The sequence below is a fragment of the Xanthomonas sp. MLO165 genome (genome assembly GCF_018831305.1).
Taxonomy (GTDB): Bacteria; Pseudomonadota; Gammaproteobacteria; order Xanthomonadales; family Xanthomonadaceae; genus Xanthomonas; species Xanthomonas arboricola.
On sequence record NZ_CP029263.1, the window covers coordinates 1,797,603 to 1,812,452 of the forward strand.

General features: G+C 65.0%; 15 protein-coding genes and 1 pseudogene. 10 read left to right on the top strand and 6 right to left on the bottom strand.

From position 1 onward, the window contains the following. Positions 1–135: 135 nt before the first annotated feature. From DGN21_RS07805 to DGN21_RS07815, 3 genes and pseudogenes are all read left to right on the top strand, one after another. Entirely contained in the window at positions 136–879 is a 744-nt protein-coding gene (locus DGN21_RS07805) for a hypothetical protein (RefSeq protein ID WP_104575013.1), read from the top strand. A gap of 168 nt (positions 880–1,047) precedes the next feature. Beyond that, entirely contained in the window at positions 1,048–1,917 is an 870-nt protein-coding gene (locus tag DGN21_RS07810; RefSeq protein ID WP_039522704.1) for a hypothetical protein, read from the top strand. 375 nt (positions 1,918–2,292) lie between these two features. Further along, positions 2,293–3,007, top strand: a pseudogene (locus DGN21_RS07815) (response regulator transcription factor). Between the two features lie 116 nt (positions 3,008–3,123). On the opposite strand, the gene DGN21_RS07820 reads toward DGN21_RS07815, so the two are convergent. Genes DGN21_RS07820 through asnS form a run of 5 tightly spaced genes read right to left on the bottom strand, consistent with a single transcriptional unit; the run spans position 3,124 to position 6,036 of the window. Then, a complete protein-coding gene (locus DGN21_RS07820; protein WP_184576737.1) occupies positions 3,124–3,759 on the bottom strand; it encodes an FMN-binding negative transcriptional regulator in 636 nt (211 codons plus the stop codon). Between the two features lies 1 nt (position 3,760). Next, positions 3,761–4,087 (bottom strand): hypothetical protein, encoded by a 327-nt coding sequence (locus tag DGN21_RS07825; RefSeq protein ID WP_024939855.1) that lies wholly within the window; start codon positions 4,085–4,087, stop codon positions 3,761–3,763. Next, positions 4,084–4,389, bottom strand: coding sequence for a hypothetical protein (locus DGN21_RS07830; RefSeq protein ID WP_065032404.1), 306 nt, complete (start codon positions 4,387–4,389; stop codon positions 4,084–4,086). The genes DGN21_RS07825 and DGN21_RS07830 overlap by 4 nt, the downstream gene beginning before the upstream one ends. Beyond that, positions 4,386–4,640: a hypothetical protein gene (locus DGN21_RS07835; protein ID WP_166771171.1), complete on the bottom strand. Its 255-nt coding sequence runs from the start codon at positions 4,638–4,640 to the stop codon at positions 4,386–4,388. Before DGN21_RS07835 ends, DGN21_RS07830 begins: the two co-directional genes overlap by 4 nt. A 1-nt stretch (position 4,641) precedes the next feature. After that, entirely contained in the window at positions 4,642–6,036 is a 1,395-nt protein-coding gene (gene asnS / locus DGN21_RS07840; protein WP_184576734.1) for an asparagine--tRNA ligase, read from the bottom strand. Between the two features lie 206 nt (positions 6,037–6,242). Between asnS and DGN21_RS07845 the strand changes: the two genes are divergently transcribed. From DGN21_RS07845 to DGN21_RS07875, 7 genes are all read left to right on the top strand, one after another. Then, positions 6,243–6,581 carry an iron-sulfur cluster assembly accessory protein gene (locus DGN21_RS07845; protein ID WP_016904198.1) on the top strand — a complete coding sequence of 113 codons (339 nt, stop codon included), beginning with the start codon at positions 6,243–6,245 and terminating at the stop codon, positions 6,579–6,581. 418 nt (positions 6,582–6,999) lie between these two features. Next, a complete protein-coding gene (gene rpsF / locus DGN21_RS07850) occupies positions 7,000–7,434 on the top strand; it encodes a 30S ribosomal protein S6 (RefSeq protein ID WP_006451585.1) in 435 nt (144 codons plus the stop codon). 11 nt (positions 7,435–7,445) lie between these two features. Next, complete coding sequence (gene rpsR / locus DGN21_RS07855; RefSeq protein WP_005991243.1) at positions 7,446–7,676, top strand: 30S ribosomal protein S18; 231 nt, start codon at positions 7,446–7,448, stop codon at positions 7,674–7,676. A 234-nt stretch (positions 7,677–7,910) separates the two neighbouring features. Further along, entirely contained in the window at positions 7,911–8,360 is a 450-nt protein-coding gene (rplI, locus tag DGN21_RS07860; RefSeq protein WP_016904199.1) for a 50S ribosomal protein L9, read from the top strand. A 207-nt stretch (positions 8,361–8,567) separates the two neighbouring features. Then, positions 8,568–12,071 (top strand): chromosome segregation protein SMC, encoded by a 3,504-nt coding sequence (gene smc, locus DGN21_RS07865; protein ID WP_184576732.1) that lies wholly within the window; start codon positions 8,568–8,570, stop codon positions 12,069–12,071. A gap of 56 nt (positions 12,072–12,127) precedes the next feature. Then, positions 12,128–12,859 carry a cell division protein ZipA gene (gene zipA / locus DGN21_RS07870; protein WP_024939850.1) on the top strand — a complete coding sequence of 244 codons (732 nt, stop codon included), beginning with the start codon at positions 12,128–12,130 and terminating at the stop codon, positions 12,857–12,859. A 187-nt stretch (positions 12,860–13,046) separates the two neighbouring features. Further along, on the top strand, positions 13,047–13,451 hold the full coding sequence (locus DGN21_RS07875; RefSeq protein ID WP_184576730.1) for a hypothetical protein: 405 nt from the start codon (positions 13,047–13,049) through the stop codon (positions 13,449–13,451). A gap of 201 nt (positions 13,452–13,652) precedes the next feature. Here the strand turns inward: DGN21_RS07875 and DGN21_RS07880 are convergent, their stop codons facing one another. Further along, a complete protein-coding gene (locus DGN21_RS07880; protein WP_184576728.1) occupies positions 13,653–14,777 on the bottom strand; it encodes a pyridoxal phosphate-dependent aminotransferase in 1,125 nt (374 codons plus the stop codon). Positions 14,778–14,850: the final 73 nt, after the last annotated feature.

Below are 14,850 nucleotides of genomic sequence, written 5' to 3' on the forward strand. Positions count from 1 at the left end.
GGCGGTCTCGGTGCCGGCGGCGATCCATCTCCATCATTTGCTTGGTTGCAGTTCTGGTAGTTACTGCAGCCGGTGTGCTGAGCAGCAGCTTGATCGATCTTTCCATCCTGTCCAACTTCTTATCGGAGCTTTCTCATGTCTACCCAACCTCATCATCGACGTCACGTTCTCCGCATCACCTCAGCACTGGCCTTGTGTCTTTCGTTGACTGCAGTACAGGCCGCTCCGGCTGGTAGCATTCCGACGGGTGACTGGCGCGGAATCCTGTCCGCCAGCGGCGGTGCGGGCCCGGTTTATGTCCGCCTGAGCGGGCGCGCGGTGGGAGCCGACGGCACCCAAACGGCGGACGTGCGGTTTGGACCTCCTTTCAATTGTGCGCTGGAGCTACGAGCGCAGCCGGACGGTTACGCGCTGCTGTCTCGCAATGGCGGCAGGTTTTGCGATGGGCTAGCCGGTGGCCGCGCCCAGCTTGAGGTGACGGAGGGTGCGACGTCCGGCATGCAACTCACGCTGCCCGGCCGCGATTCGCCGTTGGTCGTTGCCTTGGATCAGAGCAGCGCAGGTTTGGCCGAAGCTGGGCGCTGGCGCGGGGCGGGCCTGATTTCCGCCCAGTTGGAGATTGTGGCGACCACAGTCCGCCCGGGAGACGTGCTCGGTCGCCTGCGCTATGGCGCCCCCCGCGACTGCCAGGTGGAACTGCGCTATGCCGGGCGTGCGGCAGGCGCGTTGAATGCCTGGATCGGCGCCAACGATAGAGGCTATTGCCGCCAGCTCAGCGATGGCCAAGCCAGTCTGCGGATTCGCGACGATGGCAGCGCAGAGCTTGCTCTTGTTGTGAAAGGTCAGCGCGATACGACGCTGTTCGAACGGATGCCCTGAGGTCGGGCTGGATGCGCGCCTGCATGTTGGGAATCACTTATGTGGAAGCGAACCAGGATGCGCGTCGGCCTGCGGCGACGCGCGGTGGCCCAGTCCGTCTCGTCGGCAGGATTCATCGGGCCGGTCTTCTCCAGCGTGCTTGAACAGCTGGAGCTCGAATGTCGGGCCATGGTGTCGTATGCGCTAAAGCAGGGGTTGGCGATGTCCCCCGATCTGCCTGGCCGGTTGGCGGAATTACGGGTGATGCCTGGCACCTCCCTGCATGGCGAAGCTGGCGCGCGCGAACTGGCCGCTCTGCACCGACAGCTGGTTCGCGCGATCCAACCCGCAACGCCGCAAGCTGTGGTGCTGATCGAGCGGGAGCGTTTGCGCGGTGGCTTTTTGCGCTGGCTCGGTCCAATTCCGCTGATTCGCACCTTGACTTTAAGCTCGGTCGGCTGTCTTGCCTCAGTGGTCGGGCTGGCGATGTCCAGCCTTGTCAACGAGCAGAACATCGCGCTGGGATTTCTCGACTCCTCGGGCAGTACGCTGGGCTGGAATGTGATGTTCATCCTTGCCTGTGCCGGGCTTGGCGCAGCGTTTTCCGCCCTGTTCCAGGCCCATCGTTACGTCGCCGACGCGACGTACGATCCGCGATTCGATTCTTCCTATGCCGCGCGCATGATTCTGGGCCTCATCGCCGGTCTGATCTTGGTGGAGTTGCTGCCGGAGGATCTGTTTGCCGAAAGTAGCCTGGGCGCGTTCGGAAAACCCGCATTGGCGATGATGGGTGGATTTTCGGCAAGTGCCGTCTATCGCCTGCTGCAACGCATGGTCGATGTCATGGAAACGGTCGTACGCGGCGATTCCAGCCAACACGCCGCTGCAGCGATCCAGTCTCAGCGCGCATCGGTCGAGTCTGAAGGTATCCGCGCGCGCGGCGAACTTGCCGCAGGTCTGCTGGACCTGCAGCGCGAGTTGGAGGCAGACCCGCGTCTGGATCAGGTGCGTCAGCAACTGACCGGCCTTGCCAGGCAGATGATGTCCGGCGACTCGTAATCTTTCGCGGTTGAGCTGCAGCTGGAACCGCGTTCGTTTTTTATCGGCAGTCTTATGCAGAAACGATGTCTGGCACAGGGTGCCAAGCATCAGGTGGCGGTGCGTGTTGGTCCGGAGCGGCGCAGTCCGCTTCGGCTCCGGTTCAACGTGCGTAACACACCTCAGGCAAACCTACCCGTCATTGCGTCGCACCGACATCTACACCGTTGTGCAAACCAGCATTCGACGGTCGCCAAATCAGTCCAGAACCGATGGTGTCGAGATGAGCGTATGACAAGCTCGCTCAAGTGCTCCTGCCGAGCATCTGTCGATTCGCTGCAGCGCGCCGCTCGAATGCCGCTGCACATCGCGGTCCCCATTCGTGTAACCGAGGGAATGATGAAGACACGTATCGTCGTCGCTGCTGATCGCACCATCCTCGTGGAAGGCATGGTCGCTTTGCTGCAAAAGGTTCCGGGTTTCGAAGTGGTGGGGCATGCCGAAGACGGACTGGCGTGTCTGCAGATCGCTGCCAGAGAGCAGCCGGATATCGTCCTGGTGGATGTCCTGCTCCCTGGCCTCAAATGGCATCGATCTGACGCGACGTTTGATTCAACGCAGTCCCGGCAGCCGGGCAATCTGCATTGCTCCGTCCGATGCCTGCATGCGTGCCAGCGCGGTCTTCGAAGCTGGCGCAAAAGCCTATCTGGCGCGAACCAGTACCTTCGCCGAGTTGCTGCGTGCGATTCAACTCGTTGGTCAGGATCAGATCTATATCAGTCCGCAGATGTCGCGTTCGTTGATCGCAGGACTGCGTCGAGCCGCCAAAGACGATTCTGCGTATACCCGGCTGACCTCACGTGAGCGCGAAATCGTGCAGCTCTACTCCGAAGGCCTGTCGACCAGGCAGATCGCCACGCGCTTGCACTTGAGCGTGAAAACGGTGGGCACGCATCGCGAAAACTGCATGTTGAAACTCAATATTCAAAGCATCGCCCAGCTCACCCGTTATGCAATCGCACAAGGACTTTCTCCGCTTGATCCTGCATCCGGCTGTGGCAGCGATCCCTGTGAGGCGCTTGTGCCGCAGCGATCGCGCCGGGCTGGCTGAGTTGCACTAGCCTTCGGGGAAATAGGGTGCCAGGCACGCCGGCGTCGGCCGACAATGTGGCCGACGCGTCCCAACCCTCTGGTGATCTGTCTTTCCAATGCGCGACTGAGGCCATCTCAGCGCGTCGGATTGGCGTCCATGGCCGCCTGCATCAACGCTGCGATCGCGTTCGAGGCTTGGTCGGGTTGCTGCGCCAGGAACTGGCTGACGCTGCGCTGATTGGCGGCGGGGTGGTTCTGGCTGAGCTTGAAGGTCAGCTCGATGCGGCTGGGAACGAAGCGGAAGCCGACCAGGCCGCGTAACTGGCGGCGGTGGCTGTCGCGTTCCATCTCGAACAGCCAGTCGCTGCCGACGCGTTGTTCGAAGTGGGTGCTCATGCGGCCGATCAGCTCGCCCAGCGCCGCCTCATCGCTCACCTGCTCGCAGCGTCCATGCAGATGCGCCACGGCGTAGTTCCAGGTCGGCACGCGTGCGGCCGCTTCCTTGTCCGGATACCAGCTCGGCGACACATAGGCATGCGGGCCCTGCACCACCAGGACCGCGTCGCCGGGGCTGCGTGCCTGCGGATTGGGGCGCGCCCAGTGGCCTTCGATGACAACTGCCTGGTCATCGCGTCGGTACAGCACCGGCAGATGCGAGATCGCCGGCTGTCCGTCCTCGCCGTGGCTGATCAGGGTGACGAACGGGTCGCGCGCGATCAGCCAGTCCAGCAGTGCCAGATCGGTCTGCGCGAACGCGCGTGGGGCGTACATGTCAGGCGCGACCGCCCAGGGTCAGCACCATGCGTTCGCGCAGGTCCGCATCGTCGTCGCCACGCGGCGGCGAGACCTCATCGAGCGAGAAGCCGCGCATCAGCGCGTCTTCTTCGTCCAGCCCGTCGAGCGCGACGAATTCGGCATCGAACAAGGCCGCGCGGGCGCTGTCTTCGCTGTCGTAAGGCAGGATCTTGCCGTCGCTGTCCAGGACTTCGGCGGTACCGGCCTGCTTCACGCGCAGGCGCGCCCAGATCAGCGTGCGGCCGATCGTGGCCAGCCACCACGAATCGTGGTCGTCATGTGCGGTGTCTTGCGGTGTATTCATGGCATTACCTTGGAAAGCAGGCCGAGCAGGGCTGCCATGCCCAGGCCGAAGAAGATGGTCAGCAGCGACAGCCAGGCCGGCGTGGCCAGGCCGGACAGCGCACCGTCGCGATGGCTGCGGTAGCGCCGCGCCAGCAACCAGCGCAGCGCCGCAGGACTGATGAAGGCCGGTTCGCCGAAGCTGGCCAACGCCTCTGGATGTCGGTCGCGCAGGTGCACCAGCGTCAGCGGCCAGAAGATCAGCAAGGCGGTGAGGCCGGCAACGGCCACACCGACAAAACACAGCGCGAAGAACAGGGTCATGTGCCCGCCAGCATCAGTGCGAGTTGGGGAAGTGCTGCGCCGATCACCAGCGCAGTGATGGTCCACCATAAAGGACGCACGGCGTGGATGATCGCCCTGCGTGCCGTGTCACCCTGCCACCAGGCGCTTGCACCGGGATGTGCGGCTGCCCGCTGCGCCAGTCGGACGCCGCGCACGCCGGCGATGTCGGCGCCCGGCAACGCCGCCGCGAAGGCCAGCAACTGCAGCGTGGCGGCGGCCAGCAGGCTCACATCAGAACTCGGCGCTGCCCGGCGCGCGCGGGTAGGGGATGGCGTCGCGGATATTGCTCAGCCCGCACACGTACACCACCAGGCGCTCGAAGCCCAAGCCGAAGCCGGCATGCGGCACCGAGCCGTAGCGGCGGAAATCGCGGTACCAGCTGTAGTGCTCCTGGTCCAGGCCGAATTGCGCCATGCGTGCATCCAGCACATCCAGGCGCTCTTCGCGCTGGCTGCCGCCGATGATCTCGCCGATGCCCGGCGCCAGCACGTCCATCGCCGCGACGGTCTTGCCGTCATCGTTCAGGCGCATGTAGAACGCCTTGATGTGCTCGGGGTAGTTGGTCACCACCACCGGGCGGCCGATATGCTCTTCGGTCAGCCAGCGCTCGTGCTCGGTCTGCAGGTCCAGGCCCCATTCGACCGGGAAGTCGAATTTCTTGCCCGAGTTCTGCAGCAGCTTCACCGCCTCGGTGTAGTCGATCTGCTCGAACGGGGCATTGATGAAGGCTTCCAGTTTGGCGATCGCGTTCTTGTCCACGCGCTCGGCCAGGAATGCCAGATCGTCGCCACGCTCATCGAGCACCGCGCGGAACAGGTACTTGAGGAACTGCTCGGCCAGGCGCGCGTCTTCGGCCAGATCGGCAAAGGCGATTTCCGGCTCGATCATCCAGAATTCGGCCAGATGGCGCGTGGTGTGGCTGTTCTCGGCGCGGAAGGTCGGGCCGAAGGTGTAGACCTTGCTCAGCGCCAGGCAGTAGGCCTCCACGTTGAGCTGGCCGGACACGGTCAGGAAGGTTTCCTTGCCGAAGAAGTCGCGGCTGAAATCCACCGCGCCCCTGGCATCGCGCGGCAGATTGACCATGTCCAGCGTGGAAACGCGGAACATCTGCCCGGCGCCTTCGGCGTCGGAGGTGGTGATGATCGGGGTGCTGATCCAGTTGAAGCCGTTCTGGTGGAAGAAGCGGTGCACCGCCTGCGCCAGGCAGTTGCGGATGCGGGTGACCGCGCCGAACAGGTTGGTGCGCGGGCGCAGGTGCGCCACTTCGCGCAGGAACTCCGGCGACATCGGCTTGGGCTGGATCGGGTAGGTCAGCGGGTCTTCGACCCAGCCGACGATCTCCACGCCGCTGGCCTGGATCTCGAACGACTGACCCTTGCCCTGCGACTTCACCAGCACGCCCTTGGCGATCAGCGAGCAGCCGCTGGTCAGGCGCTTGATCTCGTCGAAGTTGGGCAGCGTGTCGTTGGCCACCACCTGGATCGGAGCGAAGCACGAGCCATCGGTCACGTTGATGAAGGCCAGTCCGGCAGATCCGCGCAGTGTGCGCACCCACCCCCGTACCGTGACTTCGCCGCCTTCCGGGAGTTTTCCCGCAAGCGCATGTTCAACGCTGACCACCGTCATGACTTGTCCTCGCCGTAGCGACTTTGAATGGTCTGCGAGTTTACTGGCTGCGGGCGCGCTGGCGCGAGCATCTGAACCGCTTGCGGGTGGTTGCGCTTGTCCAAGGCCGGATATGGCCCCATCTAAGGAACACGGCGTCGCAGCGGCTGCAGCCCTGGTGATTGCTGCCTCGCTATACTTGCCACCATCGTTTCCGGAGCACCCCCATGGCCATCAGCCTCACCCCCGCCGCGCTGGAGCGCGTGCAGCGTTTCGTGCAGCAGACCCCGGGGACGCTGGGTCTGCGCTTTGGCGTGACCAAGACCGGTTGCTCGGGCTGGGGCCATGTCACCGACCTGGCGCGCGAGAAACGCGACGACGACGCGGTGTTCGAGCAGGAGGGCGTGCGCATCTTCGTCGACCCGGTCAGCCTGCCGCTGGTCGATGGCACCTGCATCGATTTCGGCAAGCACGGCCTGAGCGAGACCTTCACCTTCCGCAATCCCAACGCGACTGCCGAGTGCGGCTGCGGGGAAAGTTTCACGACCGAAGCCGAGCATCGCTGAGCTCGCTGGTGCGCGCTATTCCTTCTCCCACCGGGCGAAGGCGCCCGAAGGGCGGATGAGGGGACGGGCGAGGCCTCGCGCGGTTAGACGTCACCAGTGGCTTCGCCGCGGACCCTCACCCCAACCCCCGCGCCCCGGCCCGCGCTTGCGGCGCGGGCGTTCCAAGGCACGCGCGCCAGTAGCGCGCAAGCGGTGCCTTATCGCCCCGGCGGGAGAGGGGCTTAAGCAGTCACCACGTAGATGTTACGTTCCTAGGCTCAGCCGCTGGCTCGGCTCAGTTGCGGCTAAGCGCTTGAACTGCCATACTTTCCTGCTTCCTGCCCGGTTCCGGGTGGGAATCCTTGCTCCACCGGCCGCCTTGCGCGGGTCACCGGGGAGCTGTCCGGCCCACGTGGCCACATCCGAAAGGTAATACAACATGAGTCGTCATTACGAAGTCGTGTTCCTGGTCCACCCGGATCAGAGCGAGCAGGTCCCGGCCATGATCGAGCGCTACAAGTCGCTGATCGAGGGCGGTAACGGCACCATCCACCGTCTGGAAGACTGGGGCCGCCGTCAGCTGGCCTACCCGATCCAGAACCTGGTGAAGGCGCACTACGTGCTGCTCAACATCGAAGTCGACCAGGCCGTGCTGAGCGAGCTGGTGGAAAGCTTCCGCTTCAACGATGCGGTGCTGCGTCACCTGGTCGTCAAGCGCGATGGCCCGGACACCGAGCAGTCGCTGATCATGAAGAGCAAGGACGAGAAGGGCGACAAGCCCGAGCGTAGCGAGCGTCGTCGTCGTGATGACGATGAGGGCGATGCTGCACCTGCCGCCACCGATACCGACGGCGACAACGCCGAAGCCGCTTAAGGAGCGCTGTCATGTCCAAGTTCTTCCGTCGTCGCAAGTTCTGCAAGTTCACCGCCGAGGGCGTGAAAGAGATCGATTACAAGGATCTCAACACCCTGCGTCAGTACCTCACCGAGAACGGCAAGATCGTGCCGAGCCGCGTGACCGGTACCAAGTCCAAGTACCAGCGTCAGCTGGCCACGGCCGTCAAGCGCTCGCGTTTCCTGGCGCTGATCCCGTACACGGACAATCACGACGTTTAATCCGAGTCGTCGATGTGAGTTCCTCACAAAAGCCCGCACGGTTGTATGTGAGTTCCTCACAAGAGCCCGCACATCCATGTGCGGGTTATTAAAAATATAGAGGCCGGTCATTCGAGATGCGGTGTTGATCGTGCTCTTGCGATTCCCAAATCCCGATTCCCGAATCCCGTCTTTTCGGACAGCAAACGTTGCGTCGGCCAAAGTGCCGGCGCTAACGAATAACGGAGCACCACCATGGATCTGATTCTTCTGCAGAAAGTGACCAACCTCGGCGGCCTGGGCGACAAGGTCAGCGTCAAGCCGGGTTACGGCCGCAACTTCCTCGTGCCGCAGGGCAAGGCCGTTCCGGCCACCGCTGCCAACGTTGAAGCGTTTGAAGCCAAGCGTGCCGATTACGAAGCCAAGGCCAACACCATCCTGGCCGATGCACAGAGCCGCGCCGGCAAGTTCGAAGGCGCCAGCGTCACCATCGGCGCGCATGCGTCGACCGAAGGCAAGCTGTATGGCTCGGTCGGCCCGCGCGACATCGCCGAGGCGTTCACCGCCGCCGGCCTGCCGCTGGAAAAGAGCGAAGTGATCCTGGGCGAAGGCGCATTCCGCAATGTCGGCGAGTACGACGTTGTGCTGCACCTGCACGCCGATGTGGAAACCTCGGTCAAGGTCATCGTCGAATCCGACGCCTGATCCACGCTGCACGCTGTACCCGAAGGGCGCCTGGTTAGGCGCCCTTCGTCTTTCTGCGGCCACGCCAGCGATGCCAGGCCCGCTATACTCATGCTCCATTGCCGGTTCCACGGCCCATAGATCTTGTGGATCAAGGGCTTAGGGGCGGCTTCACAGGAAAAAGCGCCTGCCGGCCCCGCCCGTGCGGTGCCCGGAACCTTCAGTCCCATGCGCCTGTCCACGATCAAACTGTCCGGTTTCAAGTCGTTCGTCGACCCGACCACGTTGCACCTGCCCACCAACATGACCGGCATCGTCGGTCCCAACGGCTGCGGCAAGTCCAACATCATCGACGCGGTGCGCTGGGTGATGGGCGAAAGTTCGGCCAGCCGCCTGCGTGGCGACTCGCTGACCGACGTGATCTTCTCCGGCTCCTCGGCGCGCAAGCCGGTGTCGCAGGCGACGGTGGAGCTGATCTTCGACAATTCCGATCACACCATCAGCGGCGAGTTTGCCTCGTTCAACGAGATCTCGGTCAAGCGCCTGGTCAGCCGCGACGGCAACAGCGCCTACTACCTCAACGGCACCAAGTGCCGGCGCCGCGACATCACCGACCTGTTCCTGGGCACCGGCCTGGGGCCGCGCAGCTACTCGATCATCGAGCAGGGCATGATCAGCCAGATCATCGAGGCGCGCCCGGAAGACCTGCGCGTGTACCTGGAAGAAGCCGCCGGCATTTCCAAGTACAAGGAGCGCCGCAAGGAAACCGAAACGCGCATCCGGCATACCCGCGAGAACCTGGATCGCCTGGGCGACCTGCGCGAAGAGATCACCAAGCAGCTGGCGCATCTGCAGCGCCAGGCGCGTCAAGCCGAGCAGTATCAGGCCCTGCAGGAAGAGCGCCGGATCAAGGACGCCGAGTGGAAGGCGCTGGAATACCGCGGCCTGGATGGCCGGTTACAGGGCCTGCGCGAAAAACTGAATCAAGAAGAGACCCGGCTGCAGCAATTGATCGCCGAACAGCGCGATGCCGAGGCGCGGATCGAAACCGGGCGCACGCGTCGCGAGGAAGCCGCCGAAGCGGTGGCCAAGGCGCAGGCCGATGTCTATCAGGTCGGTGGCGCACTGGCGCGCATCGAGCAGCAGATCCAGCATCAGCGCGAACTCTCGCATCGCCTGCACAAGGCGCGCGACGAGGCGCAGAGCCAGTTGCAGGAGCTGACCCAGCACATCAGCGGCGATTCGGCCAGGCTGGCGGTGTTGCGCGAGGCGGTGGACGCTGCCGAACCGCAACTGGAACAGCTGCGCGAAGACCACGAATTCCGCCAGGAGTCGCTACGCGAGGCCGAAGCGCGTCTGGCCGACTGGCAGCAGCGCTGGGAAACCCATAACCGCGACACCGGCGAAGCCTCGCGTGCCGGCGAAGTGGAGCGCACGCGCGTCGATTATCTCGATCGCCAGTCGCTGGAGGCCGAGCGTCGCCGCGAAGCGCTGGTCAACGAGCGCGCCGGGCTGGACCTGGATGCGCTGGCCGAGGCGTTCGAGCAGATCGAGCTGCGCCACGAAACCCAGAAGACCTCGCTGGACGGGCTAACCGAGCAGGTCGAAGCGCGCAAGCACGCGCTCGGCGGGCTGCAGGAACAACAGCGCGCCAGCCAGGGCGAACTGGCCGACGTGCGCAAGCAGGCGCAGGCCGCGCGTGGTCGGCTGTCGTCGCTGGAAACCCTGCAGCAGGCCGCACTTGGCCAGGAGCAGGGCGCCGCAGTGGCGTGGCTGAAGTCGCGCGGGCTGGATTCTGCCGCACGTGTCGGCGAGCGCATCACGGTCGAAAGCGGCTGGGAAAACGCGGTGGAAGGCGCGTTGGGGCAGTTGATCGAAGGCGTGCTGGTGGATGCGCCGGAACAACTGGTCGATGCGCTGGGCGAATTGGGCGAGGGCCGCATCGCGCTGGTGTCCGGTGCCAGCGACAACGCGAGCTTCGCGCCGACCTCGCTGGCGGCCAAGGTGCAGGGGCCGATCGCGATCCGTCGCCTGCTCGCGCGCCTGCACGCGGCCGAGGATCTGGAGGCCGCGCGCACGCTGCAGCGTAGCCTGCCCGAAGGCGATTCGGTCATCACCCGCAGCGGCGAGCGGCTGGGCGAGGGCTGGGTGCGGGTGTCGCGCTCCGGTGCCGCCAAGCAGGGCGCCTTGCTGCGCGAGCGCGAGATCCAGGAGCTGCGTGCGCAGATCGAAATGCTGCAGGAGCGCGAGGCCGAACTCGAACAGCGCCTGGGCAGCTTCCGCGAGCAACTGCTGGCGGCCGAACAACAACGCGAAGATGCGCAGCGCCAGTTGTACATGGCGCACCGCAGCGTGTCCGAACTGGCCGGCCAGCTGCAGAGTCAGCAGGGCAAGGTCGATGCCGCGCGCACGCGCATCGAACGCATCGAAAACGAATTGTCGCAGCTGCTGGAAACGCTGGATACCAGCCGCGAGCAGGCACGCGAGGCACGCGCCAAGCTCGAAGACGCGGTGACCCTGATGGGCGACCTGCAAGGCACTCGCGAGGCGCTGGAGAACGAACGCCGTCAGCTCACCGATGCGCGCGATCAGGCCCGGGATGCCGCACGTGGCGTGCGCGATGCGATGCATGCATTGGCGCTGACGCTGGAATCGCAACGCACCCAGATCACCTCCCTGAGCCAGACGCTGGAACGCATGGACAGCCAGCGCGGCCAGCTCGATACGCGCCTGGAGGACCTGGTCGCCCAGCTCAGCGACGGCGACTCGCCGGTGGAAACGCTGGAGCACGAGCACCAGTCCGCGTTGAGCGAGCGTGTACGCACCGAGCGCGTGCTGAGCGAAGCGCGCACCATGCTGGAGAGCATCGATGGCGAGCTGCGCAGCTACGAGCAGACCCGCCAGCAGCGCGACGAACAGGCGCTGGCTCAGCGCGAGCGCATCTCGCAGCGCAAGCTCGATCAGCAGGCGCTGGTGCTCAGCGCAGAGCAACTGGAGGCCGCCGTGGTGAAAGCGGGCTTCGTGCTCGAAGACGTCGTCAATGGGTTGCCGGAAGCCGCGAACGTGGCCGAGTGGGAGGCGGCGGTCGGCCAGATCGACGGCCGCATGCGGCGGCTGGAACCGGTCAACCTGGCCGCGATCCAGGAGTACGGCGAAGCGGCGCAGCGTTCGGAATATCTGGACGCACAGAATCTGGATCTCAACACCGCACTGGAGACGCTGGAAGAAGCCATCCGCAAGATCGACCGCGAGACCCGCGGCCGCTTCAAGGACACCTTCGACCGGGTCAATTCCGGCGTGCAGGCGCTGTATCCGCGCCTGTTCGGCGGTGGCCATGCGTATCTGGAGCTCACCGGCGAAGACCTGCTCGACACCGGCGTGACCATCATGGCGCGCCCGCCGGGCAAGCGCGTGTCCAGCATCTCGCTGCTGTCCGGTGGCGAGAAGGCGATGACCGCAGTGGCGCTGGTGTTTGCGATCTTCCAGCTCAATCCCGCGCCGTTTTGCCTGCTCGACGAGGTGGACGCGCCGCTGGACGAAGCCAATGTCGGCCGCCTGGCCAACATGGTGCGGGAAATGAGCGAGAAGGTGCAGTTCCTGTTCGTCAGCCACAACAAGGCGACGATGGAGGCTGCGCGCCAGCTCTCGGGCGTGACCATGCGTGAGCCGGGCGTCAGTCGACTGGTCAGCGTGGACCTGGAAGAGGCCGCACGTTTGGCGGGTGCGGCATGACGTGCCATGCTTGTCGGAATATCGACACCTGTCACTCTTATGCGGAGGCACGCTGAATGTCCGACATGGCCATGATCCGGATCGGGATCCTGATCGCTGGACTGCTGCTGGTCGCGGCCATCTTCCTGTTTGGTCGCCCGAAAAAATCGCCACAAGGGCGCCGGGTCGACAAGGACGACGGGCAGCCGCGCGAGCGCCGCGAGCCGGTGATCTCCAGCGAGCCTGGCGTGGACGGCGACCCGTTCGAGCGCAATGAAGGCGCCGAGCAAAGCGAACTGAACCTGGACGATGCCGATGCGGCCGGCGGCAACGATGTCGGCAAGCGGCCCAACCAGGATTTCGACAAGATCGTCTCGCTGTTCGTGGCCGCCAAGGCCGGCCAGGTGCTGCGCGGCGAAGATGTGGTGGTCGCTGCGGAGAAGACCGGGCTGGTGTTCGGTCACATGAATGTCTTCCACCGTTTGGTGGAGGGGCATCCGGAGCGCGGGCCGATCTTCAGCATGGCCAGCATCCTCAAGCCCGGCAGCTTCGACATGGCCAACATCCGCGAGATGCAGACCCCGGCGATTGCGTTCTTCCTCACCTTGCCGGCGCCGATGACCGCGCTGGATGCCTGGGAAAAGATGCTGCCGACCGTGCAGCGCATGGCCGAACTGCTCGACGGCGTGGTGCTGGACGACAGCCGCAATGCGCTGGGCCGCCAGCGCGTGGCGCATATCCGCGACGAACTGCGCGCCTACGATCGCCAGCACCAGGCACCGCCGCTGACCAAGTCGCCGCGCTGGTGAGTGCGTATTGCTTTTAAGTGCGCGCTGCTGGTGATGTGCGTGGGTGGTGATTGCGCACCGCTGGTGATCGAGCGTCGCTGAGTCAGTGATTACGAGCCGTTGACCGCGAGCCATCCCGACCGCGAGTCATCCATACGCAGTCTGAGTCGCGACCTGCCGCAGGACGCGTTCTAGCGTGAGGTGAACGATGTGGAGCTTGCAGGGCGCGCTGGCGGTGCTGATGTTGCTGGCGGTGTGGGCCATCCTGGCCGCACCGCTGCTATGGATGGTGTCGCGGATTGCGCTGCGTTTGCGCAAAGGCGCGTCGACAAGCCCACATCGCGCGCAATGGAGCTCGATCGGGTTTGCTGTTGCGGTGACGCTGCTGGTTGCGCCAGTGCCAACGCCTATCGTCACTGTCTTCCTGCCGCATGCAATCGCGCTATTGGATGCAAGCTACTACGCGCGCATCTTTCAGGGCCCGCCGATGCTGCGCCAGCTCCTGGTGTGGATTGCGGTGTCGATGGCGCTGACGTTTGCGCTCAGCTACGTGTGGATCCGGCGCATGTTGCGTCCGAATGCTGCCGCGCCGCTTCCAACTCCCACGCGATAGGAAATCAAAGCCCCTCTCCGGCGGGAGAGGGGTGAGGGTACGGAGGCGAAGCAGTGCAGCAGTCGGTGATCCAGGTCTGCCGGCGCGTGGCGACGCGTTTGTCATTGCAGGTGTTGGCAGATCTCTTAGGCGCACCCTCAGCCGCCCTTTCGGGGCACCTTCTCCCGAGAGGGGAAGTGATGGCCACTCTGTGCTTGGCGATCAGCGCTTGGCCTTGGTAAAGGCCTCGCGAAAGCGCAGCATCTCCGCTTCGGTGCCGATGCTCACACGCACACGCTTGGGCCAGATCGGCCAGCTGCGGCCGACGATGACGCCCTGTCTCTGCATCGAGTCGGCGAACACGCCGGCGTCGCGCTTGACGTCGAGCAGGAAGCAATTGGCCTGCGTGGGCAGGCAGGTGTAGCCCTTGCTCTTGAGCCAGGCGATGGTGTCGTCGCGCACGCGGGCGTTCTCCGCGCGGCGGGTCTGCACCAGCTGCGGATCGCGCAGGCTGGCGATGCCGGCGGCCATTGCCGGTACCGACAACGGATTGCTGCCCAGGCTGGCGAGCTTGGTCTGCAGCCCCGGCGGCGCCAGCGCGGCGCCCAGGCGCAGGCCGGCCATGCCGTAGAGCTTGGAGAAGCTGCGCAGCACGATCAGGTCCTGGCGCTGACGCACCAGGTCCGCCATGGACGGCTCGTTGCTGTAGTGGATATACGCCTCGTCCACCACCAGCACCGCGCTGGCCGGCTTGTTGGCCAGCAGCCACTCGATATCGGCGCGCGGGGTGATGGCGCCGCTGGCGTTGCCGGGGTTGCACAGGTAGATCAGGCCGGCGGACGGGTCGGCCTTGGCCATCGCCTTGACGTCGTGCGCGCCATCGGCCCGCAGCGGCACCTTGCGTACCGGCACGCCGCGGGCGGTGGCGCTGTCGATGATCGGGTCGAAGCTCGGGTCGGCCACCACCAGCCCGGCACGTGCCGAGGTGAACAGGCTGCCGGCACGAAGCAGCGCGTCCCTGGAGCCGGGAAAGAACGCCAGATGATCGGCGGGCAGTTGCAGCTCGCCGGTCATCAGGTTGCGCAGGTCCTGCTCCATCTCGAACAGATAGCGGCCCGCACGTGCCAGCGAGCGCGTTGCCGCGTCCACTGCGGCGGGCGAGGGGCCGAGCGGATGCTCGTTGAGATTGAGAAACACCGCGCCCGCTGCCGGCGCCACGCCTGGCTTGGCCGGCGCAGCGGCACGCTTGCGGGCTGCCTCGGCCGCGGGTGCCAGTCCCAGTGCGGAGATCGCCACGCCAACGCTGGCAAGGCTGAGAAACGAACGGCGCGAGACGGGCAACGGCACGGTGAGCTCCAGGCGAGCAGGCAAAGAGGGCGCCACGCTAGCGGGTTTGTGCCTGTCTGCCTATCGGGAAATC